Origin of the sequence: Candidatus Ornithobacterium hominis (assembly GCF_900538215.1) — a bacterium.
Taxonomy (GTDB): Bacteria; Bacteroidota; Bacteroidia; order Flavobacteriales; family Weeksellaceae; genus Ornithobacterium; species Ornithobacterium hominis.
This window is the reverse complement of the sequence record NZ_UNSD01000002.1, coordinates 317,105-342,933: the sequence shown is the minus strand read 5'-3', so window position 1 is coordinate 342,933 and position 25,829 is coordinate 317,105. Positions and strand designations below refer to the sequence as shown.

28 protein-coding genes and 1 tRNA gene are annotated in these 25,829 nt (G+C 34.2%); 15 read left to right on the top strand and 14 right to left on the bottom strand.

The window, feature by feature from the left end:
- Positions 1–56: 56 nt before the first annotated feature.
- Positions 57–2,852, bottom strand: coding sequence for a DNA polymerase I (gene polA, locus D5J18_RS01825; protein WP_119057309.1), 2,796 nt, complete (start codon positions 2,850–2,852; stop codon positions 57–59).
- A 466-nt stretch (positions 2,853–3,318) separates the two neighbouring features.
- Between polA and D5J18_RS01820 the strand changes: the two genes are divergently transcribed.
- The 8 genes from D5J18_RS01820 (at position 3,319) to D5J18_RS01785 (ending at position 9,813) form a co-directional block, all read left to right on the top strand.
- Positions 3,319–3,660, top strand: a complete 342-nt coding sequence (locus D5J18_RS01820) for a cupin domain-containing protein (RefSeq protein ID WP_119057604.1) — start codon at positions 3,319–3,321, stop codon at positions 3,658–3,660.
- Position 3,661: 1 nt separating this feature from the next.
- Complete coding sequence (locus tag D5J18_RS01815; RefSeq protein ID WP_119057308.1) at positions 3,662–4,120, top strand: hemerythrin domain-containing protein; 459 nt, start codon at positions 3,662–3,664, stop codon at positions 4,118–4,120.
- Positions 4,077–5,264 (top strand): hypothetical protein, encoded by a 1,188-nt coding sequence (locus D5J18_RS01810; RefSeq protein WP_133298086.1) that lies wholly within the window; start codon positions 4,077–4,079, stop codon positions 5,262–5,264. The genes D5J18_RS01815 and D5J18_RS01810 overlap by 44 nt, the downstream gene beginning before the upstream one ends.
- A gap of 161 nt (positions 5,265–5,425) precedes the next feature.
- Positions 5,426–5,845 carry an rRNA maturation RNase YbeY gene (gene ybeY / locus D5J18_RS01805; protein WP_119057306.1) on the top strand — a complete coding sequence of 140 codons (420 nt, stop codon included), beginning with the start codon at positions 5,426–5,428 and terminating at the stop codon, positions 5,843–5,845.
- Between the two features lie 90 nt (positions 5,846–5,935).
- Positions 5,936–7,804, top strand: a complete 1,869-nt coding sequence (gene mnmG / locus D5J18_RS01800) for a tRNA uridine-5-carboxymethylaminomethyl(34) synthesis enzyme MnmG (RefSeq protein ID WP_119057305.1) — start codon at positions 5,936–5,938, stop codon at positions 7,802–7,804.
- Positions 7,805–7,810: 6 nt separating this feature from the next.
- Positions 7,811–8,644 (top strand): class I SAM-dependent methyltransferase, encoded by an 834-nt coding sequence (locus D5J18_RS01795; RefSeq protein WP_119057304.1) that lies wholly within the window; start codon positions 7,811–7,813, stop codon positions 8,642–8,644.
- A gap of 5 nt (positions 8,645–8,649) precedes the next feature.
- Complete coding sequence (locus D5J18_RS01790; protein ID WP_119057303.1) at positions 8,650–9,120, top strand: hypothetical protein; 471 nt, start codon at positions 8,650–8,652, stop codon at positions 9,118–9,120.
- A 6-nt stretch (positions 9,121–9,126) separates the two neighbouring features.
- A complete protein-coding gene (locus D5J18_RS01785; RefSeq protein WP_119057302.1) occupies positions 9,127–9,813 on the top strand; it encodes a YiaD family glycine zipper/OmpA-like lipoprotein in 687 nt (228 codons plus the stop codon).
- A gap of 111 nt (positions 9,814–9,924) precedes the next feature.
- On the opposite strand, the gene D5J18_RS01780 is transcribed toward D5J18_RS01785, so the two are convergent.
- From D5J18_RS01780 to D5J18_RS01765, 4 genes are all read right to left on the bottom strand, one after another.
- Positions 9,925–10,554 carry a tRNA1(Val) (adenine(37)-N6)-methyltransferase gene (locus tag D5J18_RS01780; RefSeq protein WP_165844939.1) on the bottom strand — a complete coding sequence of 210 codons (630 nt, stop codon included), beginning with the start codon at positions 10,552–10,554 and terminating at the stop codon, positions 9,925–9,927.
- Positions 10,555–10,849: 295 nt separating this feature from the next.
- Positions 10,850–12,289, bottom strand: coding sequence for a DUF389 domain-containing protein (locus D5J18_RS01775; RefSeq protein WP_119057300.1), 1,440 nt, complete (start codon positions 12,287–12,289; stop codon positions 10,850–10,852).
- Positions 12,290–12,292: 3 nt separating this feature from the next.
- The gene (locus D5J18_RS01770) at positions 12,293–13,378 is read right to left on the bottom strand and encodes a mannose-1-phosphate guanylyltransferase (protein ID WP_311394699.1); all 1,086 of its coding nucleotides are present in this window, start codon (positions 13,376–13,378) and stop codon (positions 12,293–12,295) included.
- The gene (locus tag D5J18_RS01765) at positions 13,368–13,961 is read right to left on the bottom strand and encodes a SprT-like domain-containing protein (protein WP_119057299.1); all 594 of its coding nucleotides are present in this window, start codon (positions 13,959–13,961) and stop codon (positions 13,368–13,370) included. Before D5J18_RS01765 ends, D5J18_RS01770 begins: the two co-directional genes overlap by 11 nt.
- A gap of 55 nt (positions 13,962–14,016) precedes the next feature.
- Here D5J18_RS01765 and D5J18_RS01760 point away from each other — a divergent pair, with 55 nt between their 5' ends.
- The 6 genes from D5J18_RS01760 (at position 14,017) to rnhA (ending at position 18,031) form a co-directional block, all read left to right on the top strand.
- A complete protein-coding gene (locus tag D5J18_RS01760) occupies positions 14,017–14,772 on the top strand; it encodes an MlaE family ABC transporter permease (RefSeq protein WP_185124680.1) in 756 nt (251 codons plus the stop codon).
- A complete protein-coding gene (locus D5J18_RS01755; RefSeq protein WP_119057298.1) occupies positions 14,769–15,542 on the top strand; it encodes an ABC transporter ATP-binding protein in 774 nt (257 codons plus the stop codon). Before D5J18_RS01760 ends, D5J18_RS01755 begins: the two co-directional genes overlap by 4 nt.
- Positions 15,543–15,585: 43 nt before the next feature.
- Positions 15,586–16,173: a porin family protein gene (locus tag D5J18_RS01750; RefSeq protein WP_119057297.1), complete on the top strand. Its 588-nt coding sequence runs from the start codon at positions 15,586–15,588 to the stop codon at positions 16,171–16,173.
- A gap of 188 nt (positions 16,174–16,361) precedes the next feature.
- Positions 16,362–17,066, top strand: a complete 705-nt coding sequence (locus tag D5J18_RS01745; protein ID WP_119057296.1) for a YfgM family protein — start codon at positions 16,362–16,364, stop codon at positions 17,064–17,066.
- Positions 17,067–17,549, top strand: a complete 483-nt coding sequence (ribH, locus tag D5J18_RS01740; RefSeq protein ID WP_119057295.1) for a 6,7-dimethyl-8-ribityllumazine synthase — start codon at positions 17,067–17,069, stop codon at positions 17,547–17,549.
- An 8-nt stretch (positions 17,550–17,557) separates the two neighbouring features.
- Positions 17,558–18,031 carry a ribonuclease HI gene (rnhA, locus tag D5J18_RS01735; RefSeq protein ID WP_119057294.1) on the top strand — a complete coding sequence of 158 codons (474 nt, stop codon included), beginning with the start codon at positions 17,558–17,560 and terminating at the stop codon, positions 18,029–18,031.
- 112 nt (positions 18,032–18,143) lie between these two features.
- Here rnhA and D5J18_RS01730 read toward each other — a convergent pair whose 3' ends face one another.
- A complete protein-coding gene (locus D5J18_RS01730) occupies positions 18,144–18,518 on the bottom strand; it encodes a group III truncated hemoglobin (protein WP_119057293.1) in 375 nt (124 codons plus the stop codon).
- Between the two features lie 75 nt (positions 18,519–18,593).
- On the bottom strand, positions 18,594–19,028 hold the full coding sequence (rpiB, locus tag D5J18_RS01725) for a ribose 5-phosphate isomerase B (protein ID WP_185124697.1): 435 nt from the start codon (positions 19,026–19,028) through the stop codon (positions 18,594–18,596).
- A 551-nt stretch (positions 19,029–19,579) separates the two neighbouring features.
- On the opposite strand from rpiB, the gene D5J18_RS01720 reads away from it, so the two are divergent.
- The gene (locus D5J18_RS01720; RefSeq protein WP_119057292.1) at positions 19,580–20,767 is read left to right on the top strand and encodes a phosphoglycerate kinase; all 1,188 of its coding nucleotides are present in this window, start codon (positions 19,580–19,582) and stop codon (positions 20,765–20,767) included.
- A gap of 130 nt (positions 20,768–20,897) precedes the next feature.
- On the opposite strand, the gene D5J18_RS01715 is transcribed toward D5J18_RS01720, so the two are convergent.
- The 7 genes from D5J18_RS01715 to D5J18_RS01690 all read right to left on the bottom strand — a co-directional run bounded on the left by D5J18_RS01715 (position 20,898) and on the right by D5J18_RS01690 (position 25,824).
- Positions 20,898–20,970, bottom strand: a tRNA-Phe gene (locus D5J18_RS01715).
- Between the two features lie 50 nt (positions 20,971–21,020).
- Positions 21,021–21,227, bottom strand: a complete 207-nt coding sequence (locus D5J18_RS08740; RefSeq protein WP_119058874.1) for a hypothetical protein — start codon at positions 21,225–21,227, stop codon at positions 21,021–21,023.
- Between the two features lies 1 nt (position 21,228).
- Positions 21,229–21,813, bottom strand: a complete 585-nt coding sequence (locus tag D5J18_RS01710; protein ID WP_119057291.1) for a MarC family protein — start codon at positions 21,811–21,813, stop codon at positions 21,229–21,231.
- A 69-nt stretch (positions 21,814–21,882) separates the two neighbouring features.
- Positions 21,883–23,601 carry a BatD family protein gene (locus D5J18_RS01705; RefSeq protein WP_165844938.1) on the bottom strand — a complete coding sequence of 573 codons (1,719 nt, stop codon included), beginning with the start codon at positions 23,599–23,601 and terminating at the stop codon, positions 21,883–21,885.
- 5 nt (positions 23,602–23,606) lie between these two features.
- Positions 23,607–24,131 carry a hypothetical protein gene (locus D5J18_RS01700; protein ID WP_119057289.1) on the bottom strand — a complete coding sequence of 175 codons (525 nt, stop codon included), beginning with the start codon at positions 24,129–24,131 and terminating at the stop codon, positions 23,607–23,609.
- Positions 24,128–24,784: a tetratricopeptide repeat protein gene (locus D5J18_RS01695; RefSeq protein ID WP_165844937.1), complete on the bottom strand. Its 657-nt coding sequence runs from the start codon at positions 24,782–24,784 to the stop codon at positions 24,128–24,130. The genes D5J18_RS01700 and D5J18_RS01695 overlap by 4 nt, the downstream gene beginning before the upstream one ends.
- Positions 24,785–24,819: 35 nt before the next feature.
- Complete coding sequence (locus D5J18_RS01690) at positions 24,820–25,824, bottom strand: VWA domain-containing protein (RefSeq protein WP_165844936.1); 1,005 nt, start codon at positions 25,822–25,824, stop codon at positions 24,820–24,822.
- Positions 25,825–25,829 lie beyond the last annotated feature (5 nt).

Genomic DNA, 25,829 nt, shown 5'->3' with positions numbered 1-25,829 from the left:
TGTCTTTACTTTCTTCACTTATTTTTTAAAGGCTTTACGGGTTAAGATAATAAATTTTAATGTGCTTCAAACCAATTTTCACCAACTCCCGCTTCTACGATTAGCGGTACGTTAAACTTCACAGCATTTTCCATCGTATTCTTTATAATGGGTTGTACGGCTTCCAATTCTGTTTTTGGCACTTCAAATACCAATTCATCGTGTACCTGCAAGAGCATTTTGGTTTTAAAATCTTGGTTTAAAATCTTGTGTAATTTCACCATTGCAACTTTGATGATGTCTGCTGCGCTTCCCTGTATTGGGGCGTTCACGGCGTTTCGTTCTGCATGGCTTCTTACTACATGATTTCGGGAATTGATCTCGCGCAAATATCTTCTTCTTCCCAATATGGTTTCTACAAAACCTTGTTTTCTTGCTAAAGCTACTTGCTCATCCATATACTTTTTTAGCATCGGGTAAGATTCAAAATAAGCATCAATCATATCCTTAGACTCGGCTCGGCTGAGTTTGGTTTGCTCGCTTAACCCAAACGCCGAAACGCCGTAAATGATGCCAAAATTCACGGTTTTGGCATTACTCCGTTGCGTGCGGGTAACTTCATTGGTTGGGATGCTATAAATTTTTGCGGCTGTTGCTGTATGAATATCTTCGTGGTTGAGAAAAGAATTTATCATCGCTTCATCGCCGCTCAGACCAGCGATTAGGCGGAGCTCTATCTGAGAATAATCAGCGGCTAGCAACAAATGTTCATCATCTTTTGCTACAAAGGCTTTTCTTACTTCTTGCCCGCGCTCGGTACGGATGGGGATATTTTGCAAATTGGGATTATTTGACGCCAATCGCCCAGTAGCTGCTACCGTCTGTGCAAAAACTGTGTGTACTCTACCCGTTTTAGGATTGATTCCCTTGGGCAGAGCTTCTACATAGGTTGATTTTAACTTTTGTAATTGACGATAAATTAAGACGTGTTCCACCATCGGGTGTTTGTCTTTAATTTTAAGCAAAATATCTTCTGAGGTAGAGTATTGCCCTGTGCGCGTTTTCTTCGGATTTTTAATTACCTTCAGCTCTTCGAAGAGGATTTCTCCCAGTTGCTTGGGGGAATTGATATTAAATTCATGCCCAGCGTCTGAGAAGATTTGCTTTTCTAACTTGGCTAAATCTGTTTCTAGTTCTTGACTTAAACTCTCTAAGACCTTGGTATCCAGTGAGATTCCTTCTTGTTCCATTCCTGCTAAGACATGCACTAAGGGGAATTCCACTTCTTGCAATAATGCTTCTCCTTTCTTTACTTCATCTAACTTGTTGCTAAAAATTTCTTTCAGTTGCAGAGTCACATCCGTGTCTTCTACTGCATATTCAGTTTGGGTATCTAAATCAACTTCTTTAAAGCTTTTTTGGTTTTTCCCCTTTTTCCCGATGAGTGTCTCGATTTTCACTGTTTTGTAGTTCAAATAAGTTTCTGCCAAAACATCCAAGTTATGTCGCATATCAGGATTTATAACATAATGTGCTACCATCGTATCAAAAATCGGTGCTGAAATCCTAAGCCCGTACTGGCTCAGCACTTTCATATCGTACTTTAAATTTTGTCCTATTTTCAGAATAGATGGATTTTCTAAAATTGGTTTAAATTTCTGAGCTAAGGCTTTCGCTTGCTCAAAATCTTCTGGGAACTTAACGTAATAGCCTTTCCCGCCTTCATAAGAAAATGCGATGCCCACTAGTTCTGCTTCCAATGCCTTGATGGCTGTCGTCTCACAATCTACACAGATCTGCTTTTGCTTCTCTAAATTCTGAATCAGTAATTTTATAGGTAAATCACTATCTACCAGCTGATAGTGGTGTTTGGTAGTGGAAATATCTGTAAAAATTTTATCCTTCACAGCTTCTTGCCCCTCATCATCAAATATTGAGATTTGTGCATGCAAAGATTCCGAAGCTGTTTCGTCTTCTACGTTATAGGTTTTGTAAATGTTTTCTAACAATCGTCTAAATTCCAGTTCTGCAAAAATTTCTTTAACTTTATCAAAATCAGGTACATCTACAGTATATTTTTCTTCGATAAAGTCTACTGGAGCATCTGTAATAATTTTTGCTAATTTTTTTGAGAGAAAAGCCAGTTCTCTATTTTCCATTACATTCTGTTTCAGCTTTCCTCTCAACTTCGCAATATTCTCATACAATCCCTCGAGAGAGCCGTATTCTTTTATAAATTTTTGAGCTGTTTTTGCCCCCACGCCTGGAATTCCCGGGATGTTATCCACGCTATCGCCCATCATTCCTAGGTAATCAACAACTTGTTCTGGGCGGTCTACACCAAATTTTTTCTTCACCTCTTCAATCCCCCAAACTTCAACGCCACCGCCCCGAGAGGCAGGTTTATACATTTTTACTTTATCTGTCACCAGCTGAGCGTAATCCTTATCTGGCGTCATCATATAAGTTATGTAGCCTTGTTTTTCAGCCTTTCGGCTCAGCGTTCCAATCACATCATCAGCCTCATAGCCAGCAGCAAACAGCACAGGAATGTGCATAGCGTTTAAAATCTCTTGAATGTAAGGCACCGCCGTACGGATTCCTTCTGGCGTTTCATTTCGGTTCGCTTTATATTCTGGGAAATAGTCGTGACGCAGAGTTTGAATTTCCCCGACATCAAAGACTACGGCTAAATGTGTTGGCTTTTCTCGTCTGAGCAAATCAAGCAACGAGTTCATAAACCCCATGATGGCCGATGTGTCTTGCCCTTTTGAGTTGATTATTGGATTCTTGATAAAGGCATAATATCCTCTGAAAATCAAGGCATAAGCATCAAGCAAAAAAAGTCTTTTATCGTTATCAGGTGTCAGCATAATTTCTTTTTTTGGCGCTAAAGATATTGAAAAACTTAGAGCCTGTTTAGATTTTATCTTTAAAATTTTTTAAGGCTTTAAAAATTTTTTGAATAAAGTTAAGCTTATAAAATTAACCTGTAGTGAATTATAAAAAAAAAGTTACTCTGAAGATTAAAAACTAATTCATTAAGCTGGATTTCAAATAAATACAATGGATTAGCTACCTTGAAGCAAGTCATAAATTAATTTTGAAAGAATTTCGCTCAATTTCAGAAAATGACAAATTCTATTTTAAAAAATAAATCTAATGTTAAAATTAATTCGACCTTAAATGCACTACGGCTATATGATATATATTTTGTATATTCGAAAAAAATTAAATCAAGAGAAAGCTAATATAAATTCAATTGCTTCGACTAAATTGAAAGTGATTTCTCCAATAGAAAAAAATTTTTTAATAAACTTTCTTAAAAATATAAAAAATATGAAGACATCAAGTTTAATTCAAAACATTGAATACAATGCAGAAAAACCAAAAGTAGAACTTTTGTTGGATACAGAATTTACTAAAGAAATCAGAATTTTACTGAAAGCTGGGCAGGTAATGAAAGAGCACCAAACGCCATATCCTATTGTAGTTGAGTTATTTGAAGGTAAAGTTGATTTCGGGGTAGAAGATGAAATTCATCACTTGGTCAAAGGTGATATTTTAACTTTATCGGGCAAAGTTCCGCATGATTTAAAGGCTTTGGAAGACAGCATTGTACGCCTTACTTTGTCTAAAGGAGATAAAATTGAACGTGTAAAAGAGGTTTCTGAAAAGTGAAATGAACCCAAAACCTATTAAAAGAAAAACCGAACTGCAGGGCGTGAGCAGAGACCATCATCACGCTCTTCTACTGGTTTGGAAAATAAACAAAGGAATTTCTAATAAGATTGAACCAAAGCGAATCATCAATTACATCGGCTGGTTTAGGAAAGAACATTTAGAGCCTCATTTTGCTGTAGAAGAGGAATTTATGTTTCCCGTTTTGGGCAATGAACATCCTAAGGTTCAACAGGCTTTGCATGAGCATATTCAGCTTTTGAGCCAAGCTAAAAATGCTGAAAATTATAAGGATTTAGAGAATTTTGCTAAACTTTTAAAAAATCACATTCGTTTTGAAGAAAGAGATTTATTTCAATTAATTCAAGAAAAAGCTACCCAAGAAGAATTAGATTTGATTGAAAAAAAGCATCAAGATGAAAAGTTTTGTGAGAGGACAGAAGATGAATTTTGGAAATAAAAAATGGATATATCGTTTTCTGTTTCTAGCTTTTTTATCCTTTTTTTTAGCAGGAATTTTAGGCGTCATTATGCGTTTTTATCCGTTTATTTCGGTCTCAATTCCTTTTGAAAATTTATTGCATTCACACTCGCATACCGCTCTTTTGGGCTGGGCATTTTTAGGCTGTACAACAGGTGTTCTACATTATTTTCCCATTGCAAAAAAAGCCTTGAAAAATTATTATTACCTTTTTTTTATATCTATTCTTGGTATGTTTTTTTCTTTTTTATACCAAGGGTATGGGCTTATAAGTATTTTATTTTCAACATTATATATTTTTTTAGTTTATCACTTGTTTTGGAATCTGCATAGGAAAATTCATACAACTGGAACAGCTGATATATTGTTAAAAAGAAGCATTATTTGGTTTTATATCTCTACACTTGGTATTTGGATTTTGGGGCCATCATCGGTCATTTTAGGGAAAGAACATTGGCTATACCATACCAGCATCCGATTTTTTTTACATTATCAAATCAATGGCTGGTTATTTTACGCCATTTTGGGTTTAATACTTAAAAACAGACAGATAACATTCAATAATTTATGGATCATAAGACTGCTAGACGCATCTTTGATTCTCACAACTTTTCTTCCGTTATATTGGGTTGATAAAAATTTGATTTTTTACATCTTAAATGCCCTAGGTGTTTTGGCTCAATTTGCATCTATATATCTTTTAATCAACATATTATATAAATCAAAAATTATCATTTCGAAGAATATAATCACCATGTGGTTAGTTTTTATAGTAATCAAAGCCATGAGCCAACTACCGACCTTGTTCCCCAGCTTTGCAGAAGAATTAAAATTGAACAGAAGTTTAATTCTCACTTATCTGCATTGGGTCTTGCTCGGAATAGTTTCTTTTGGTTTAATTTTAAATTATTTAGACACAAAAATCATTCGTAACACGCCATTGTTTAAATTCTCATTCTATACACTTTTAGTAGGATTTTTAGCAACAGAAGCCATTCTATTCTGTTTAGGAAACCACATTTATTTAAGCCACAATACCGTTTTAATGGCAATTTTCTCTATATTTTTACTGATCGGAATCACAGGATTTTTATGGAAAATTTACCGTAGAAACATCATTTAACGCGTTGCATAATTATATTTAGGCAGCAATGCAGTGTGCTAAATCTTCAGTGTTTTGAGTCAGTTTTTTATGATGCAATAGGGGGAGGTGAAGATTAATAAAATTTCGTTTATAATAGTTAATTTGAAAATTTTAAATAAATTAGAGCCGAATTATAGTTTATGTTACAATTTTTCTCAGAAACAAGATTTAAATTACAAGAACAAGAAATTCACCAAGATTGGCTTTTCGCTTGTGCCGATAAATTTAACAGGGAAATTTCTGATTTAAATTACATATTTTGTAGTGATAATTATCTGTTGAAAATTAATCAGCAGCATTTAAATCATAATTACTATACAGACATTATTTCTTTTGATTATTCAGATGAGCATTCAGTTTCTGGTGATATTTTCATTAGCGTTGACCGCGTAGCAGACAATGCTTTTGAGTATAATGAATTTTTTGATGTTGAATTAGCTCGTGTGATGGCACATGGGCTTTTGCATTTGGTCGGATTTAAAGACAAGACCGAAGAAGAAGCCAACGAAATGCGGCTGATGGAAAATGAATGCTTGGCATTGCTTTATGCGTTTGACTAATTTATTTTCATAGATTTTTTTAAGCCTTAAAAAAAAATCATAATTCGTATCTTTGCATATGTTCCACGTGGAACGTGTAAAAATTCTCATATGTTTTTAAGCGAATACGATGTTATAGTTGTGGGCGGCGGTCATGCGGGTTGCGAAGCGGCAGCGGCAGCGGCAAATTTGGGGGTTTCTACCCTGCTAGTTACCATGAATTTGCAGACGATAGGTCAAATGTCTTGCAATCCTGCGATTGGAGGAATTGCCAAAGGACAAATTGTGCGTGAAATCGATGCTTTGGGTGGGTACACTGGGGTTGTGACAGACGAAACCATGATTCAATTTAAAATGCTTAATCTATCAAAAGGCCCTGCGATGTGGAGCCCACGCGCACAATCTGACCGCATGCGCTTTGCTGAGAAATGGCGACAAATTCTAGAACAAACCGATAATTTAGATTTTTACCAAGAAATGGTTTCAGAACTCTATTTTAATAAAGGTAAAATCGCTGGCGTAGTAACTTCTTTGGGCGTTATAATCAAGGCTAAAAAGGTGATTTTAACTAACGGAACATTCCTTAATGGCTTGATTCATGTAGGATTAAAACAACGTGGTGGCGGGCGAATGGGAGAAAAATCTGCAAAAGGAATCACAGAGCAATTAGTGAATTTAGGCTTTGAAAGTGGCAGAATGAAAACAGGAACTCCGCCCCGATTAGACGGGCGTTCGTTAGACTATTCTAAAATGATAGAACAGCCTGGTGATGAAAATCCCAAGAAATTTAGTTACCTCAATACTTCAAATTTAGAAAATCAAACCTCTTGCTGGATGACTTATACCAACGATACTGTTCATGACATTTTAAGAAGTGGGTTTGACCGTTCACCAATGTTTAATGGGACAATAGAAAGCATTGGACCCAGATATTGCCCCTCGATAGAAGATAAAATAAATCGTTTTGCAGAGAGAAATAGACATCAAATTTTTGTAGAACCTGAAGGTAAAAATACAATTGAAATTTATCTCAATGGATTTAGTACTTCTTTGCCAGAAGAAGTTCAAGCTAAGGCTTTACGAGAAATTCCTGGATTAGAAAAAGCTAAAATATTCCGCCCAGGTTATGCAATAGAATACGATTATTTCCCGCCAACGCAGCTGAAACATACTCTTGAGACTAAATTGGTGCAAGGACTTTATTTTGCTGGGCAAATCAATGGAACGACGGGCTATGAAGAAGCAGCTTGCCAAGGTTTGATGGCAGGCATCAATGCTGCATTGGCTGTTAAAAATCAAAAAGAATTAATTTTATCTCGAAATGAGGCTTACATCGGAGTTTTAATCGACGATTTGATTACAAAAGGAACCCAAGAGCCCTACAGAATGTTCACGTCTCGGGCAGAATTTAGAATTATTCTCCGTCAAGACAATGCGGATGAGCGGCTAACGCCAATAGGATATGCTATTGGTTTGGCATCAGAACAGCGGTACAAGAAAATGCTTAGCAAATATGAAAAAGCAAAAGAGTTGATTTCGTTTATTGAAAAAACCTCTATCGACCCTACTGAAATCAATCCTATTATAGAAGAAAAAAAGGGGTCACCAATTACACAAAAAATGAAAATGCAGCCGATTCTCAGGCGTCCAGAATTAGGAATAAATGACTTTGAAAAAATAAAAGCTTTAAAAAATTATTATAAAGAAAATGAATTAAATGAAGAAGTGAAACAACAGGCAGAAATTCAAATCAAGTATGAGGGCTACATTCAAAAAGAAAGAGAAAATGCAGAGAAATTAAATCGCTTAGAATACGTCAAGATTCCTAACGATTTTGATTTTATGAGCATACAAAGCATCTCGATGGAAGGACGGCAAAAGTTGGCTAAAATTCAGCCCAGTACGATTGCACAAGCTAGCCGAATTAGTGGAGTTTCTCCTTCAGATATTAGTATTTTATTAGTTCATTTAGGTAGATAGTTTCACGTGGAACATTATTTGAAATTAAAAGATTATTTTAGTTCACAAGAATCGTTTGAGATAGTGGAGAGTGAACTTTATTTTGGTTTATTGGAAACAAATCCTCGAATGAGCAATGAGGAGCTTGAGAAATATTACCAAGGGAAATACATTTCTCACCAAAATCAAAAATCAAATGCTTTTGAAAAAATTTATTCCATAGCTCAAAAATACAATCAAAAACAAAAACTTAAAATACTGAACAAGCATGCTCCTCGTCTCAATTCTGTTTTAGACTACGGGTGTGGGAAGGGAGATTTCGTGCATTTTCTCGCAGAGAATAAAATTAATTCTTATGGATTTGAACCAGGAAAACAAGCGCAAGAAAATTTCCTGAAAAAAAATAAAAAAAATCAATTATTGGATGAAATCACAGGGAAATTTGACGCCATAACACTGTTTCATGTTTTGGAACATATTCCCAATTTTGAGGAAATTTTTGAAGGCTTAAAAAATAATTTAAATCCTGAGGGAATAATGCTATTGGCCCTGCCTAATTACAAAAGCTTTGATGCACAATTTTATCAAAATTATTGGGCAGCTTATGACGTGCCACGCCACCAATGGCATTTCTCTCCAGATGCAGTAGAAAATTTTGCTCAGCAATTTGGCATGATTATAGTTAAGAGATACCCGATGCTTTTTGATTCCTTCTACGTCAGTTTAATATCAGAACAGTATAAGAAATCAAGTGCTTGGGGGAAAATAAGAGGATTGAGCGTCGGATTTTTTTCTAATATAAAAGCTCTAAAGACGCAAAATTACTCCTCTATTTTGTATGTTTTAAAACCAAATCAATAGAAATTATGAATAAAATACATTTACTCGGGCTGTCTGCACTACTCTCTCTCGGAGCTTGTAATACAGCTAAAGTTGCCAAACAGGCAGAAAAAGACATGAGAGGAGACTGGGAATTGACTAGCGTGACGACTAATAGCAAAGGGTTAACCATAAATAATCTTTTCAATCAAGCTAGTAAAAAATGCTTTGAGGGGAGCTCTTGGCACTTGGTAGTTAATAATAGTTCTGGTTTTTATGAATTAAATTCAACTGAAAATTGCCCTTCTGGTGAAAATAAAATCAGTTGGCATATGAGAGAGGAAAACGGAATCCCTTACTTTTGGTTTAAACAACTTAACGGAGAAAAAGCAAAAAATGTACGCTCAGGATATAAAATGCGCGTTGTGAGCATCACAGAATCTAATGCAGTATTTTCTCAAGAAATTCCTGTAAACGGACAAAAAGAAACCTTATTATTTAACTTTTCAAAAAAATAAAAAACAATGGAAAAAATGAATTTTAAAATTTTACCTTTTTTGGTAGCAATAGCCCTTATATTCTCAGGATGTGAAGCGGTGCAAAACACCAATAAATCTCAGCAAGGAGCAGCTATTGGTGCCGTAGCGGGAGCAGGATTAGGAGCCCTACTCGGGAAGAATAACCGCGCTCTAGGTGCCATTTTAGGCGGTGCTGTGGGTGGAACGGCTGGAGCCATTATTGGTAAAAAAATGGATAAACAAGCCGAAGAAATAGAACAAGCTATGCCAGGAGCAGAAGTTGTACGTTCGGAGGAAGGAATCCAAGTAATTTTGGATGAAAAATCAGAAGTACGTTTCCAGTATAATAAATCTGATTTGACGGAAGATGCGAAGACTAACCTAAATAAAGTTGTGGAAATATTCAAAGAATATCCAGAAACTAATATTTTGATTGTTGGCCACACCGATAATGTAGGTTCACAAAACTATAATCAACCTTTATCAGAAAAAAGAGCAAAATCGGTAGCTGATTATTTAAATCAAAAAGGAATCAAATCCAGCCGACTGAAAGTTGTAGGTATGGGGAAAGAAGAACCAAGATTCTCTAACGATACCGCTGAGGGAAGAGCTGGGAACAGACGTGTTGAGTTTGCAATTACTGCAAATGAGAAAATGAAAAAAGAAGCCGAATTGGAAGCTCAAAATCAATAAGGCATTAATTTCTGAAGCCTTTTATAAAATTGTAAAATCGCCTCGTAAAGAGGTGATTTTTTTATGCAAAAAAAAAAATGAAAAAATGGTTTATAAAAATTTTTTAAGCCTTTAAAAATTTAAATAAAATTCTTGTGTGAGAGCTTTATAATTTTCGGTATAAAGCCCCCTCTCCTTTTCGATTATTAATAATTCTTCTGAGAATTTCTTGGGTGTTTTTGAGAAAGAAAATAAAATCCTTTTGATGGGGGAAAATGGGCTTCCTTGGACTCTGCAAATACGATTTAAATGGAAATTATTTTTCTGAGCAAGATTTAAAATTTTTTCTTCGGCTACTGCTGGTACGATAAGCTGAAAATTTCCTCTAGGTGAAATTATTTTTCTTGTCTTCTCAAATAAATCTTCAAACGGTAAAAATTTTTCTTGCCGTGCAAAATTTCTTTTTCCTGAAGAAGAAGAAAATGAATTACTGTAAAAAGGAGGATTAGTTAACACTAAATCATAAAAACAGTTAAAAAAATGACTTAAATAATTGCAATTTAAAGCAGTTAAACGATTTCCCCAAGGGGAAACTTCAAAATTAAATTTTGTTTCGTTATAAGCTTTTATTTCAATCTCGGCAGCATGAATTTCAGCTTTTTTGAATTTTTGAGCTTGCATTAAGCTAATTACTCCCGTTCCGCTCCCAATGTCTAAAATATGCGTGGGAGAGTCATCTAAAAAAGACCAAGCACCTAGCAATACGCCATCGATCCCGATTTTGGCAGCCGAGGCGTTTTGCTCTACAGAGAATTGCTTGAATTGAAAGGGTTTATATTTTCTAGAAATCTTTGTTGATATTTTTGTAAACGTTTAGTTGATAAATGACTATTGCACAAAAAACAGCTACAACCATCGCAAAAATAATAAATTCAGTCATTGCTTAATTTTTTTGAAAGTTAAAGAATTTTTTTAAACAATGAAAGGCAATAAATGATGATTTACCCTAGTTTTTTTTAAGCCTTAAAAAATTTTAATAAATGAGAAAAATTCAAGATCATTGTACTATATCTAAAGTGTCTAAAGATAAACGAGTTCTGAGATAAGAACGAATTCTTTTCTCGTCTTCGTTTTTTTCCCTTTGGGCTTTTGTTCTATAGGAATTATCCCATTGAATTAAAAAAGTTGGGATAATATTTTTAGATTTAAAATTTGTTTTGCTAAAATTAGCATAGCCAAAGTTCTTGATGTTAGGGTATTGAGCTCTTAGTTCTTTAGCAACGCTGATGAAGGGGATGCTATCGCTATTTAGTCTCTGAATTTGATGCTGTAGCTCTAGAATGATAGAATCTTTCTTGCGTATTTCTTTTTGATTGTTTAGATAAATGCTACCCATAAAATCTTGACTTTTTTGTCTTAAGAAGTCTTCAGAATAGCCTCCTTGGTGTACAATGAGTTTGGTACTTTGTAAGTGATATTTGGACTTTAAGACTTTATTCCAGTTTTTGATGACTTCTTCTGGTACTCTCTCGGTCAATGTAGAAATGGTGATAAAGCGTAAACTATCTCTATCGCTCAAGATAGGGTTATTTATATTTAAGAATCCATTTTGGTACATGGGGGAAACCTCTTCTCTTAGAAATTCTTTGACTTTGGCTTTATAAAATTCTTCTTTTATTATATCATAGAAAATAAAGGCGCTCGGCAACATTGTAATGACAGAGAGTATAATGATGATGAAATTAGTTTTCCTTGCTTGGGCTGAATTTTGATATTTTGCTAACGGGAATTTATTTAATTTAATGTATAAAAAAGTAGAAATTCCAATGAATACAGAGTTGATGAAAAATAAATATAATGCGTTGAGCCCTGCTCCTATGCCTGTGTAGTCCTTATACCCAATCAAGTCTGAGCCCATAGCAAAACCATAGCCAGCGGTGCAAAGTGGTGGCATCAGCGCAGTAGCAATGGCTACTCCAGCGATAACGTTAGAATTCTTTATTTTACTGCTAAATGCAGCAATGCCAGCCAATCCGCCAGAAATTCCAATCAAAACATCTAGAGAAGTGGGTTCTATGCGGCCAATTAATTGCTCGTTTAAGGTTTTGAGCGGAACGAATAAAAAATAAAGATAGGAAGTGATAAGAGCAATTCCTACCATGATGAAAAAGTTTGTCAATGATTTCTTGAGCGTATCTATATCATTCACCGCAACAGAATAGCCGAGCCCCATGATTGGCCCCATGAGAGGGGAAATTAACATCGCCCCTATGACTACGGCTACCGAATTGGCATTCAACCCAATAGAAGCAACAAAAACAGAAGCCATCAAAATAAAAGCAGGCATACCCTTGAAGCTAATGTTGGCCAAAACTTCTTCTCTAGTTCGAGTTTTATCTACCTGATCTGAAAGATTGAATATTCCTTTGAAAAAATCAAATATAAGTTTTCCAAATGAAGGATTTTCAGTCTCTATATTTTCTTTGAATGTTGACATAAATTATAAGAAATTATTTTTTTTATTCAGTCTCAAATCATTCACATAAGTTTTCACCTCTTGGGTCTTATTGAGTGGTGTAATCAGCAATCCATTGGCGGTATCTACGACTATATAGTCTTCTAAACCATCGATGACTACTGCTTTATTTTTTTCAGCAAAAATCATGTTCCCTTGGCTATTGTAGAAAAAAACATGCTCACCAAAGGTAACATTTTTTTTATCATCCTTCATGCCTCTTTCATACAAGGCATCCCAGGTTCCTAAATCGCTCCATCCAAAATTAGACTTTATGACTTTCACGTTTTTAGCTTTCTCGAGGATTCCTACATCAATACTAATTTTATGCAGAGTTGGGTAGACTCTTTTAACTTGTTCAAACTCGTCCTCTCTATTCATTTTATCTTCAATCGATAGAAAAGAAGAGTACATATCTGGCAAGAAATTTTTAAAGGCTTTTAAAATAGAAGAAACCTTCCAGATAAAAATTCCAGAATTCCATAGAAAATCACCCGATTGCATAAATTTTTTAGCCATATTTAGATTAGGCTTTTCTGTAAAGGTTTTCACAGATTTTATCTTTTCACCATTTTCGATAAATTGAATGTAACCATAGCCAGTATCAGGGCGTGTTGGGTTAATGCCCAGCGTGTACAGAAAATCATTGGCTTGTGCAGAAGCTAAGCCCAGTTTAGCATCTTTCACAAAATCATCAGTATCTAAAATTAAATGGTCTGACGGGCAGATGAGCAAAGTAGCATTTTCATCCAATTGCTTAATTTTAAATGCTGAGTAGAGAGAGCAAGGAGCAGTATTCATCCCAAACGGCTCGGCGATGATTTGCTTCCTATCAATCGCTGGCAGTTGATCTTGAGTCAAATTCACATAATCCTGATCTGTAATGACAAAGATTTTATCAGAAGACGTAATCTTCAGCAATCGCTCATAGGTTTGTTGAATCAAAGTTTTACCTACGCCCAGCACATCGTGAAATTGCTTAGGACTTTTGGTTGTGCTCATGGGCCAAAATCTACTACCTACACCACCAGCCATGATTACACAATAAATATCTTGAGACTTAATCATCATTATCAATTAATTTCACCAGAGCCAAGCCATCAATTATATAAGACTTACCACTGATTTGTTCGGTGCAAATATATTTTATTTTTCTTTTTTCACCTTTCAAGAACTTTTTGTCTTCCAAAAAAAAGAGAGAGCCTTCTTCTAAATCTTTTAAAAACAAGGCCTCAGGATGATTTTGATGATGAAAATAACTGACCAAAGGAGCATAAGCATAGAAATTAGCCTTTGGATTTTGAGCAAAATTTAAAAGAATAAGTTGCAAATCTTTAGGGTAAACTTCTAGCGATTGGTGAATCAATTTCCCAAAAACAAACTTCCATTCTCTCCCATGGGGCTTTATTTCTTTACCATATTTAGCAAAAGAAAGCAAATGAGCAATTTCATGCGTCAAGGTTAAGAAGAATAAATTTTCATTTAAATCATGATTGACAGAAATTTTATGACAACTCTTTTCTTTTCTATAATCCCCTAATTTTCTTTTTCTTGCAGATTTTATCTCGATGATAACTCGGTGCCCAGCACACCATTTTTCTACCCACTGCTCTGCCCCAATCGGTAAATAATTTGATAAAATATTTTTAACCATGAGTTTAAAGTAAAAAAAATAGCTGAGCACAAAAAAAATAAATTAATTTAGCATTATGAAAATATTAGAAAGATTTTTCACTTTTCTTGGTCACTACGTTCAAGTCATGTCAGACGTTTTCAAAAGACCAAAAAACTGGAAGGTTTATAAAAATCTTGTAGTCAGAGAACTATATGATCTTGGCGTGAACTCAGTAGGTTTAGTAGCAATTTTATCTCTATTTATGGGAGCCGTGTTAGCCTTACAACTGTATCAAAACTTCAAAGGAGCAGCATTTCCTGTGCCTGATTCATATGTTGGGTACGCAACAAAAGTCATCATTGTATTAGAATTTTCATCCACGATTATCTGTATTATTTTAGCTGGTAAAGTAGGCTCTTTTATTGCATCCAGTATTGGGACAATGCGGGTTACAGAGCAAATAGATGCATTGGAAGTCATGGGAGTAAATAGCGCCACATTTTTAATTTTACCAAAAATTATTGCAGCCTTGATCTTCTGGCCTATTTTATTGATGTTTTCGATTATCTCAAGCATTTTAGGCGGCTATTTGGTCGGAATATTCACGGGGCAATGGGCATCGGTAGATTTTGTTGAAGGTTTACAAATGAACTTTGATACATGGTTTTACACCTATAGTTTTATAAAAATGGAAGTTTTTGCATTCATCATAGCCACAATCCCAGCCTACTTTGGCTATACGGTAAAAGGAGGTTCCTTAGAAGTTGGGAGAGCCAGCACCACCGCTGTGGTTTGGACATGCATAGTTTTAATTATTTCTAATCTTATCTTAACACAAATGCTGCTATGATAGAAGTAAAAAATTTAAAAAAATCATTCGAAGACAAAGAAGTCTTAAAAGGAATAGACACTGTATTTGAAAGTGGAAAGACGAGTTTAATCATTGGCTCTAGTGGCGCTGGGAAAACAGTGTTTTTCAAATGTTTGCTAGGTTTGTTTGAACCTACAAGTGGAGAAATTATTTTTGAAGGCTTAGAAAATAATAGCAAAAATGCGGATGCCGACCGAGAACGACGAGAACAAATCGGTACCGTTTTCCAATACAGCGCTTTATTTGACTTTCTAAGCGTGGAGCAGAACGTTCAATTCCCACTTGATATGTTTACAAAAATGAGCACATCAGAAAAAAAAGATCGCGTACACCAAGCCCTCACGCGAGTGAATATAGAGGAAGATGCTTTCAAGAAAAAACCATCTGAAATTTCAGGTGGAATGCAAAAAAGAGTTGCCATCGCCCGAGCCATTGTCAACAGCCCCAAATACCTATTTTGTGACGAGCCTAACTCTGGGCTCGACCCAGAAACAGCCATCATTATCGATAATCTGATTAGCGAAATCACCCACGAGAACAACATCACAACCGTCATCAACTCACATGATATGAATTCGGTAATAGAAATTGGTGAGAAAATCGTTTTTTTAAAAGATGGCCTGAAAGCTTGGGAAGGCACCAATGAAGAAATTGTATTTACAGACCACGAAGATGTTTCAGAATTTGTGTACAGCTCAAATCTTATGCAGCACGTAAGAACTGCAATGCAAAAAAAGGAAAAAAAATAAAAAAAATTTAAGCCTTATAATAAATTTATAATAAATTTGACTTATGAAAAAAATAACTCTATTACTACTATTGGTATTTACCACTGCAGCACATGCACAAATCGGTGTAAAGGCAGGTTTAACCTTCAATAATGATGAAGGAATATTTAAATCAGTGAATACGGCTTATCAACAGAAAGGGAAAAATAATGTAGGATATCACATAGGCGTTTTCAAAGAATTTAAATTAGCTGGATTTTTTGTGGAACCCGAAATCCTGTACGTAACTTATAAAAATAAATATTTAGCTGAAACAAATGAATCTTTTGATGTACGCTATCAAAGAGTTGACATACCAGTAAGCGTTGGGACAACTTTTGCAAAACTATTTAAACTACAAGCCGGCCCCGTTTTATCTTATTATTTCAAAGACAACATCGACTGGAAAAATGTTTCAGACATAAAAAAAGATGACTTCTCCATAGGTTTACAGCTGGGTGCAGGCGTAGAGTTTCATAAATTTCATGTAGACTTACGCTATGACTTCCCATTGAGTGATAGGCAAACGGACTTTGTGAAAAACCAAAATTTAAAATTCCAAACCAAGAATACCCCAAAGTTATTTCACGTGAGTGTAGGTTATGAATTTTAAAATTTAAATAAATTATAAAAGAAAAGATAAATCGTCAAGAGTACATAAACCTTGGCGATTTTTTTTTAAGCCTTTAAAAAAAAATACTGGAATAAAGAAAAAAAAGAAGATTTTTGAAATAATTTTTATTCTTTCAATGATACTCTTTCCTCAAAAAAAATTATTTTTGCAGTTTACAACCAAATTTTATGGCAACAAAAAAGACTAAAAAAGAACATAAATACGCTACGGAAGAAGCTTTTGAATCACTAGAGCAAACAGCACAAAGCAGTGAAAATTTTTTAGAAAAAAATGCTAAGATTTTAGCCATTGTTTTTGGAGCATTAATTTTAGCTGCAGTTGGTTACTTTGCCTATCTCAAATTTTATGTAGACCCAAGAAATGAAGAAGCACAGAATGAGATCGTGACAGCAGACACCATGTTTGAGCAAGACAGCATGCAACTAGCCTTGAACGGAAGCCCAGGAGCTTATATGGGGTACAATCAAATTTTAAATGAATACAAGGGCACAGATTTAGCCAAAATAGCGGAATACAAAGCAGGAATAGCTAATTACCAGCTAGGGAATTACCAAGAAGCTTTAGAAAATTTTAAAAACTTCAATACTTCAGAAGTAGCACTCAAAGCAGTAAAAGAAGGAGCAACAGGTGATACTTACGTGCAATTAGGCAAAAAAGATGAAGCTTTAGCCGCTTATGAAAAAGCAATAAGAGCTTCAGATCTGCAAGTTTTAGAAAGAATTTATACTAAGAAATATGCCATATTGGCCCACGAAATAGGAGCAAATGATAAGGCTTATGGGAAGGTAAAAGAATATTTAGAAAAATACAATGATGCGCCAGATAATGAATTAGATCGTTTGGCAGCATTATTTGAGTCAGCTCAGAAATAAATGGCAACAACTAATTTATCACAATACGACAAAGAGAAAGTAGCCAATGCCAAACCCTATAAGTTTGGCATTGTTGTTTCCCAATGGAATAAACACATTACCCACGCTCTGCAAAAGGGCGCTGTGGATACATTGATTGATTTAGGTGCAGAAACAGATAATATCATGATAGTGGAAGTCCCTGGCAGTTTTGAGCTGATTTATGGAGCAAAAGTCATTGCAGAAGAATGCGATGCCGTTATTGTGATTGGTTGTGTCATCAGAGGAGAAACCGCTCATTTCGACTACGTATGCCAAGGCGTTACACAAGGAATCAAAGACCTGAATGTTCAACAGAATACACCCGTAATTTTTTGTGTATTGACAGATGAAAATGAGCAGCAATCCTTATCTCGTTCTGGCGGAGAACATGGCAACAAAGGCGTGGAAGCGGCTGTGGTGGCAATACATATGGCGGTTCTTAAAAATGAATTAATCCGTTAAATTTTTTTATGAAAATTTTTGCTTACACAGATGGCTCCTCACGAGGAAACCCTGGCCGCGGAGGCTATGGTGTAGTACTAATTGCACCTGAGAAAAGAGTGAAGAAAGAATTTTCAATGGGTTTTAGAAAAACCACCAATAATAGGATGGAATTACTGGCTGCGATTGTAGCCTTAGAAAAATTAAAAGCTCCACAGCAGGATATTACCATCTTTACGGACTCTAAATACGTATGTAATGCAGTCAATAAAAGATGGGTTTTTAACTGGGAAAAAACAGGCTACAAAAGCAAGAAAAACCCTGATTTATGGCAAAGATTTCTGAGGAATTTTCGTAAACATCAAGTCAAAATGGAATGGGTTAAAGGACACGCTGGCTACCATTGGAATGAATTAGCTGACCAATTGGCTACCCAAGCTGCTGATGCCGAAGACCTGAAAATAGACTTGGGCTACGAAAGACAAGAGAACTTTAATTTTTAACTTACTTCAAGCTTACTCATTATTTTTATTCATTTGATATTCAATATAATATATTAAATTTCAGTATTTTTAGTAACTTTTTTATAATTAATTCACTACAGGTGCATCCATTCTACAATCTGTTCTCTCTGATGTATTGAATTTTATAATTAAACATTTCAGCCATTTTTGCAGCTCTCCATTTAGCTTCATCTGCAATTTCACCTGCAAAAAGTGAATCCATATTAGCATTGAATATTTCTACCCAACGTTCAAAATGGTGTTTTTGCACATCCATCGTGGCATGTGGGGCAAATGGACTCCCGTAGTATGAATGATTATCTAGCAAAACGGTTTCCCAAAAAGTATACATTTTTTCTAAATGCTCTGCCCATCTATCCTGTATCAATCCGTTGAAAATAGGACCAAGCAGCTCATCCTTTCGGATTTTCCCGTAGAAGGAATCAACCATTTGTTTCACATCTTCTATATCTTGAATGTCTTTCATGCTATGGAATTTACACAAATTTAGAATGATTTTAATCAATTATTTATTAAAATTTTTAAAAGCCTTAAAAAAATTTTACAAACAAGCAATTTTTTCAACTCTATTTTGGTGTCTTCCTCCCTCGAATTTTGTACCCAAAAAAGCTTCAACAATGGCAAAAGCATCACCTTTTTCAATAAACCGAGCTGGCAATACCAAAATATTTGCATCATTGTGTTGACGCGCTAATTTAGCCAATTCAATTTCCCAGCAAATCGCCGCTCTAATGCCCTGATGCTTATTAGCGGCCATCGCAATTCCATTGCCAGAACCACAGAGCAAAATCCCTAAGTCAGCATCTCCTTTTTCCACAGCATTAGCAGTAGGGTGAGCAAAATCGGGGTAATCAACACTTGCGGTGGAAAAAGTTCCAAAATCCTCTGTTTCAATATCTTTTACTGTTAATAAGTCTTTAATTTCTTCCTTTAGTTCAAAACCTGCGTGGTCTGCACCGATGGCTATTTTCATCATAATCTTAGTTTTTAACATGCTTATTTCGTAAAATTAATTTAAATAATTAAAATTCAAATACTTATTAATATAAATTCAATGTTAATATAATTTTAATTAAACTTAAAAAATTCTCATAAATTCATTTGATTTATTTAAAAAATTTACCAATACAAAACTAGCAATGAATTACGCAAGAAAAGTTTTCAGTTTATTTAAAAATTTATAAACCTTTTTTTAATACTTTTTCTTTCTTTAATTTATAAAGAAATTTGGATAACTTCTTTAATTGTTGAAATATTGATAACCTCTTTTATTACCTCATTCCAAGATACTTAAAATTTTAGAAGGCTTTAAAAAATTTTTGAATAAAATATTTCGCCCATTAGTTTTAAACATCTTCACAGCGCAATTATATTCATTACTTTCTTTTTTCAAAATTTTTAAAAATCAAATAAATAATAAATATAGATGTGAATAAACTTCTTATTCTAAAGCTGAATAATTTCATTTGAAAAGAAGTTCAATTTTTGTAGCCTTTTGGTTATATTTGTTGAACAATATAAAAGTTTATGAAAACACTTAACGATTTTAATTTTAAAGATAAAAAAGTTTTGATTCGTGTAGACTTCAATGTTCCGCAAGATAAGGACTTAAAGGTAACGGATACAACGAGAATTGAATCAGCTAAACCTACGATTTTAAAGGTTTTGGAAGATGGCGGAAGTGTAATTCTAATGACACATTTGGGGCGCCCAAAAGGTAAAAAGGTAGGAGAAATGTCTTTGAAGCATATAGCAGATAAAGTCTCTGATGTGATTGGCGTTGTGGTAGAAGTGGCTGATGACGTTGTGGGTGAAGATGCTAAAGAAAAAGCTAAAAACTTGAAACCGGGGGGTGTTTTAATGCTAGAAAATTTAAGATTCAGAGAAGAAGAAGAGCAAGGTGAAGAGAATTTTGCTAAGCAATTGGCGGAATTGGGCGATTTCTACATCAATGATGCCTTTGGTACGGCTCACCGTGAACACGCTTCTACAGCTGTTATTGCTAAATATTTTAAAGATAAGTGCTTTGGCTACTTGATGCAAAAAGAGCTGGAAGCGATAGATAAAGTATTGAAAAACAGTGACTCACCAGTTACTGCGATTTTGGGTGGGGCTAAGGTTTCTTCTAAAATTACAGTGATAGATAATATTTTACCAGCGGTGGATAACTTGATCATCGGTGGAGGGATGGCTTACACTTTTATAAAAGCACAGGGTGGTAATATTGGAAATTCTATTGTGGAAGAGGATAAAACGGATTTGGCACTTAAAATTTTGAAAAAGGCAGAAGAGGAAAACGTAAAAGTTTATTTGCCGATAGATATTGTAGTTGCCGATGATTTTAATAATGGTGCAGACTCTAAAGTAGTAAAAGCCAATGAAATACCAGATGGATGGCAGGGGTTGGATGTTGGGCCAGAGACATTGGAGAAATTATCTAAAGTTATAGAAGAATCAAAAACAATTCTTTGGAACGGGCCAGTAGGTGTCTTTGAATTTGAAAATTTTGCCAAAGGAACTAAAGCAATCGCTGATGCGATAGAAAATGCAACTAAAAATGGTGCTTTCTCTCTTGTGGGTGGTGGTGATTCTGTAGCTGCTGTGAAGCAATTTAACTATGAAGATAAGGTAAGTTACGTCTCCACAGGTGGTGGCGCTATGCTAGAAAGTTTAGAGGGTAAAAAACTACCTGGTGTTGCTGCAATGGAAAATTAAATTTTATTATAAAGCCTTTAAAAAAATTATAGGAAAAGCTCAGATTTTTTACATCTGAGCTTTTTTTATTAAAATTTTAAAATAAAAAAAAAACCGATTCAATAAATAAAATTGAATCGGTGTAGAAAAGTGGTACCTCCAGGAATCGAACCAGGGACACAAGGATTTTCAGTCCTTTGCTCTACCAACTGAGCTAAGGTACCCTTTTACTTTGGATGGCAAATATAAGAATTTTTTTATAAAAACTAAATTTTTATCTATTTTTTTCTAAATTATCCTTCGCTGACTGAAATTTATAAATAATGAATGCAGTCAAAAATCCGCATACTGATGCTCCAATGCCTAGCCAGTTTAAGTCATTTTCTTTGGAAAACAATGGTTTATCAAAACTTAGGGTTATTATAAAAAAAATCAATGAGGCTAAGAAAAACAAACTTACAAAAAAACTAAATTTCTTCATTTTACAGTTTTTCTATTAGTAAACTCAAATTTGTAGTGAAAAGTTTGATAGAAATCGCTAACAGAATGATTCCAAATATTTTTTGCATCACGCTAATGATGCCAGAACCTAGAAAGTTGGTAATGAGATTAGCGAATTTAAGAATTAAATAGACAAAAATCATATTGACAATGATGCCTATAATGATGTTCTCTACCTGGTAGGCGGCTCGTAAAGATAAAACTGTGGTGAGTGAACCTGCGCCAGCAATCAAAGGAAATGCTATAGGGACGATAGATACCGTTTTGGGTTCTGTATATTTATTGATTTCAATGCCTAAAATCATCTCTAAAGCTAGTGTAAAAAGTACAATGGAACCTGCAACGGCAAAAGTTGATGAATCTAAACCAAATAAAAGTAAAATTCTCTCACCCAAGAATAGAAAGAGAATGAGCATAAAAGTGGCAACTAAGGTTGCTTTTTCAGATTGAATATGCCCTCCAGCTTTTTCTCGCAGACTTACAATGAGAGGAATGCTCCCTATGATGTCTATCACAGCAAATAAAACTAATGATACGGATATAATTTGGTCAAAATCAAAATTCATTACTTTTAATTTTTTTAAATTTAGACTTGCAAAAATATAATCTTTGCAACAATTGTGAAAATTAAAAGTTTATCTTAATGATTCCATAACAAGAAAGTGCAAATCTTTTTTCAATTCAGCCAGTTTTAGTGAAGAAGTAGAGCCTGCATAGCGGTACAAATCAATTTTATTTTTTAAGCCTTTGAAAATTTGATTCACTTCTGTTTTTTGAATTTTATCTTCTTGAGCTAAATACGCTGAGATTTCGTTTAAAATAGCTTCCGCTTTTTGTACTGATTTTTCAGAATTATTATCCTTCACATATGTATCAAAGATTTTCAATTCTTCTTTGATATAAGCTCTTTTATCTTCTTTTTTCTCTATTTTTTTACTTTTTATTAGCAAAAACCATAGGAAAGCAAACATTAAAACTCCGCTAGGAATAAGCCAATAATACCAATAATTTTTTAAATTATTCTGAATTTTAGACAAATCTTCTTTTCTAATTTCAGGGATTTTAATATTTAGAATACTATCTTTTCTAACTGCGTGAGCATTAGAATTTTCATCCATTAAATCTTCAGAATTGATTTGATTTACAGAATATTTATCAATTTCATCTTCATTAGCTTTCGGCATTTGAGGTTTTGCTGCCCCCTCCACCACTAAGTCAATGGGTTCAGAATTAATAGTTTCATAAGATTGATTTTCTAAATTAAAATAAGAAAATGAAATGGAAGGAATGGTATATTCTCCTCCATACTGAGGAACAATTAGATAGGTATAAACTAATTTTCCTTTTTCACCCGATGTTGTAGATTGAAATTTCTGATGTCGTGTAGGTTTATAAACTTCTAAATCTTTGCTTAAATTTAATTCTGGCATTTGTAGCATAGATAGATTTCCCTCACCAATGACTTCTATTTCAAATTGCAAAGATTCGTTGGTTTTTATAAACTTTTTGTCAGCAAACGTATTGATTTTAAATTTCCCTATTGCACCAGTAAAGTTTTTGGGTGAATTTTCTGGTAACTGCTTTACTTTTATTTTCACAGGATCAGAGCTCACATCTACCAATTTCTCATCTAGAAAACCAACTGGAATGGCCAATGTCACTTCAAAAGATGGAATAATTAATTCCCCGACTTTTTGAGCAATGAGCTGAAATTGACCGACTTCTTCAGATACATAAACACGATTACCCACAGTTTCTTGGTTAAAATCTCGCTGAGTGTAATTAGAAATTTTTTTCACCTGGAAATCATTTAGCCCTGGCGTTTTAAGTTCAGTTCTTCGGCGTAGTGCATCGTAAGAAAAAGCATATAATTTCACGGTAGCAATCACAGGTTGATTGATGTAGACTGATTGGTTTGATAGCTCTACAGCCAAGAATATACTTTGGTTTTGCTGGCTGGGATTGTTGATTTTTTTTGATTTTTGAACTTCAATATTCAGCTCATTGCTACGGTAAATTTTCCCGTTGATTTCAACCTTTACAGGTGGGATATAAATGTTTCCTTCTTGCTCAGCCCTGAGCACAAGAGTTTCAATTTTCTGAAAGATAGTTTCACCATTTCTATTCACAAAATTTGTCTGCTTGCTATTGCCTAGAAACCGCGTTTTCTCTACATTGGGCCACTCTAAATGGCCTAAATCAAAATTTTGCTGAGCACTGATAGTAAAATTAATTTCCACAACATCACCCACATTTACCATTTTTTTACTAGACTGCACCTCAATTTGAATTTGAGCCTGTAGTAAAGAAATTTGTAAACCAAAAATTAATACTATGTAAAGATATTTTTTCAAATCAATTACCAATCTTTTTCATTTCTTTTAGCCTCAGCCCTTGTTTTACCACGCAAGAGGCGCTGTTGAATTTCTTTCTCCCTTTGTTGCAAAGCTTTCAAAATATGATTGTAGTTAGATTTTTCTCTACCCGAATCATCATTTGCATTTCTTTGCGACTGATTTTCATCTCTGTTCAATTGTTCATTACTACTCCCTTCACCTTTTTCTCCTTTGTTGATTCCATCTTGTTGATTGCTCTCACTGGGATTTTCTTGCTCGGGTTGTTGATTTTTTTGCTCAGAATTATTTTTTTGGTCTTCTTTTTTTTGCTTTTGATTTTGTTCTTTTTGATCCAATAAATTTTTTAAAGCCTTTAATTTTTTATTAGAAGGGAATTTTTCTAAACCTTTTTCTAAATGATATATAGCTGTTTTGCTTTGATTTTTTAAGTAAAATTCAGCACTTTCATTAAAGTAATCATTAGCATCTTGTGCAAATGAATTTACAGCGTAAATTAGTAATAGAAATGTAATAAAAAAACCTCTCATTTGATGGAATCCAGTAGTGTTATTTCTTTTAATTTAGTCATAAAATCCTGAAAATGATTTAGCGTAGAATCTTTTTCTAAACCTTTTTGCATAATTTCTAAAGCCTTAGAAAATTCAAAATTTTGTGTAGCCTCATCAGCTTCAGTTTTTACTTTTAGGGCAAAATCTGAAGGCTCAGGTTTGTTTTCTTTATTTTTATTCTCTTGTTTTTCCTTTAAATTTAGCAATTTTTTTGCCAGTGCAAAATTATAGCGCGTTTCATTATCTTTCGGGTTTTGCAATAGCGAATTTTTATAAGCTTTTTCAGCTTCTTTATACTTTTTTAACTTCATAAAGGTATTACCTAAATTATGGAAAATACGTGCTTTCTGCTGAGCCGACTGAGCATTCTCAGCTGCTCTTTCGAAATAAGGCTGAGCCTTAGAAAATAAATTTTGCTCATACAATAGATTGCCCATATTGTAATTAGCCTTTACCGAAGAAGGGCGTAAAGTCAAAGCTTTTGCATACTTAGCCTGAGCCAGTTCCCATTTTTGTTGAGAGAAAAATTCATTCCCTTCAGCAATTAATTCTTTTTCTTCCAAGGATTGACTAAAAAGAAAAGAGCTTAGTAATAAATAAATGGGGAAAAAATAAAAATTTATACCTCTCAAAATATTTTAAGTTCAACTAACACAAATATAATACATTAGAATTTCAGCTTGAGCTTATCTGATGTTAAAGTATATATAAATATAAATAAAATTGCAATGCCCAAAAACCATTGAAATTGTTGCTTTTTGTTGTAGATAAAATATTGGTTGCTTTGAGTTTTTTCTAAATTATTAATTTCTGATTTTAAATTATTTACACTTTTATCTATATTTTCTAACTTCAGATATTTACCACCAGTTTTTTCTGCAATGAAACGCAATTTGGTTTCATGAAAACTTGTTAAAACCATATTTCCATTTTTATCTTCTTTATAATAGAAATCACCGTAGTCATCTCTCATCGGGATAGGAACGGCATTGCTAGAGCCTACCCCTACGCTGAAGATTTGAATTTTATTTTCTTTAGCTAATTTGGTGGCTGCTTCTACTTCGGGTTCGTGGTCTTCCCCATCACTAATTAAGATAATAGCTTTACTGGTGTTGGGGGAAGTGTCAAAAATTTCTATACTTTTTTTTAAGGCTTTAGAAAAATCAGTACCTTGATTCCAAATCAGTTGGGTAGAAAAACCTTCAATGTAGTTATTTAAAGCATTATAATCTGAAGTCAAAGGTGAAACATTATAAGCTCCACCAGCAAAAATAACTAAACCAACTTTGTCTCCGCCCAATTTATCTAAATAGGTAGTGATGAACTTTTTTGATTTTTCTAAGCGGCTTGGGGCTATATCTTGCGCATTCATGCTGGTAGATAAATCTAAAGCAATGACTAAGCTGATGCCTTCTCTTTTTATCTCTTGTTCTTCTTTGCCCCACATGGGGCCCATCATTGCCAAAATGGCGAAAATCAGAGAAAGAAATAAAAAAATATATTTAAGCCTCGGTAAATTTGTTTCTTTTCCTTCAAAAATGTGATTTCTCAGGCGAGTATCTGCAAAAGATTGCAAAGCTTTTTTTTGCCAATGGATTAATCGGTAAAAAAAATAAGATAAAATTATAATTCCAATAAATAACAGTGCATACATTGGTTTTTCCCACGCCATAGCCA

What these genes read in the sequence shown, in the direction of transcription:
- D5J18_RS01755 (WP_119057298.1), top strand. Translation starts at nt 14,769, where the DNA reads ATGATAGAAGTAAAAAATTTAAAAAAATCATTCGAAGACAAAGAAGTC.
- D5J18_RS01785 (WP_119057302.1), top strand. Translation starts at nt 9,127, where the DNA reads ATGGAAAAAATGAATTTTAAAATTTTACCTTTTTTGGTAGCAATAGCC.
- D5J18_RS01690 (WP_165844936.1), bottom strand. Translation starts at nt 25,824, where the DNA reads ATGGCGTGGGAAAAACCAATGTATGCACTGTTATTTATTGGAATTATA.
- rnhA (WP_119057294.1), top strand. Translation starts at nt 17,558, where the DNA reads ATGAAAATTTTTGCTTACACAGATGGCTCCTCACGAGGAAACCCTGGC.
- D5J18_RS01700 (WP_119057289.1), bottom strand. Translation starts at nt 24,131, where the DNA reads ATGAGAGGTTTTTTTATTACATTTCTATTACTAATTTACGCTGTAAAT.
- polA (WP_119057309.1), bottom strand. Translation starts at nt 2,852, where the DNA reads ATGCTGACACCTGATAACGATAAAAGACTTTTTTTGCTTGATGCTTAT.
- D5J18_RS01745 (WP_119057296.1), top strand. Translation starts at nt 16,362, where the DNA reads ATGGCAACAAAAAAGACTAAAAAAGAACATAAATACGCTACGGAAGAA.
- rpiB (WP_185124697.1), bottom strand. Translation starts at nt 19,028, where the DNA reads ATGATGAAAATAGCCATCGGTGCAGACCACGCAGGTTTTGAACTAAAG.
- D5J18_RS01775 (WP_119057300.1), bottom strand. Translation starts at nt 12,289, where the DNA reads ATGTCAACATTCAAAGAAAATATAGAGACTGAAAATCCTTCATTTGGA.
- D5J18_RS01810 (WP_133298086.1), top strand. Translation starts at nt 4,077, where the DNA reads ATGAAAAGTTTTGTGAGAGGACAGAAGATGAATTTTGGAAATAAAAAA.
- mnmG (WP_119057305.1), top strand. Translation starts at nt 5,936, where the DNA reads ATGTTTTTAAGCGAATACGATGTTATAGTTGTGGGCGGCGGTCATGCG.
- D5J18_RS01760 (WP_185124680.1), top strand. Translation starts at nt 14,017, where the DNA reads ATGAAAATATTAGAAAGATTTTTCACTTTTCTTGGTCACTACGTTCAA.
- D5J18_RS01710 (WP_119057291.1), bottom strand. Translation starts at nt 21,813, where the DNA reads ATGAATTTTGATTTTGACCAAATTATATCCGTATCATTAGTTTTATTT.
- D5J18_RS01790 (WP_119057303.1), top strand. Translation starts at nt 8,650, where the DNA reads ATGAATAAAATACATTTACTCGGGCTGTCTGCACTACTCTCTCTCGGA.
- D5J18_RS01820 (WP_119057604.1), top strand. Translation starts at nt 3,319, where the DNA reads ATGAAGACATCAAGTTTAATTCAAAACATTGAATACAATGCAGAAAAA.
- D5J18_RS08740 (WP_119058874.1), bottom strand. Translation starts at nt 21,227, where the DNA reads ATGAAGAAATTTAGTTTTTTTGTAAGTTTGTTTTTCTTAGCCTCATTG.
- D5J18_RS01750 (WP_119057297.1), top strand. Translation starts at nt 15,586, where the DNA reads ATGAAAAAAATAACTCTATTACTACTATTGGTATTTACCACTGCAGCA.
- ribH (WP_119057295.1), top strand. Translation starts at nt 17,067, where the DNA reads ATGGCAACAACTAATTTATCACAATACGACAAAGAGAAAGTAGCCAAT.
- D5J18_RS01730 (WP_119057293.1), bottom strand. Translation starts at nt 18,518, where the DNA reads ATGAAAGACATTCAAGATATAGAAGATGTGAAACAAATGGTTGATTCC.
- D5J18_RS01815 (WP_119057308.1), top strand. Translation starts at nt 3,662, where the DNA reads ATGAACCCAAAACCTATTAAAAGAAAAACCGAACTGCAGGGCGTGAGC.
- D5J18_RS01765 (WP_119057299.1), bottom strand. Translation starts at nt 13,961, where the DNA reads ATGGTTAAAAATATTTTATCAAATTATTTACCGATTGGGGCAGAGCAG.
- D5J18_RS01770 (WP_311394699.1), bottom strand. Translation starts at nt 13,378, where the DNA reads ATGATGATTAAGTCTCAAGATATTTATTGTGTAATCATGGCTGGTGGT.
- ybeY (WP_119057306.1), top strand. Translation starts at nt 5,426, where the DNA reads ATGTTACAATTTTTCTCAGAAACAAGATTTAAATTACAAGAACAAGAA.
- D5J18_RS01720 (WP_119057292.1), top strand. Translation starts at nt 19,580, where the DNA reads ATGAAAACACTTAACGATTTTAATTTTAAAGATAAAAAAGTTTTGATT.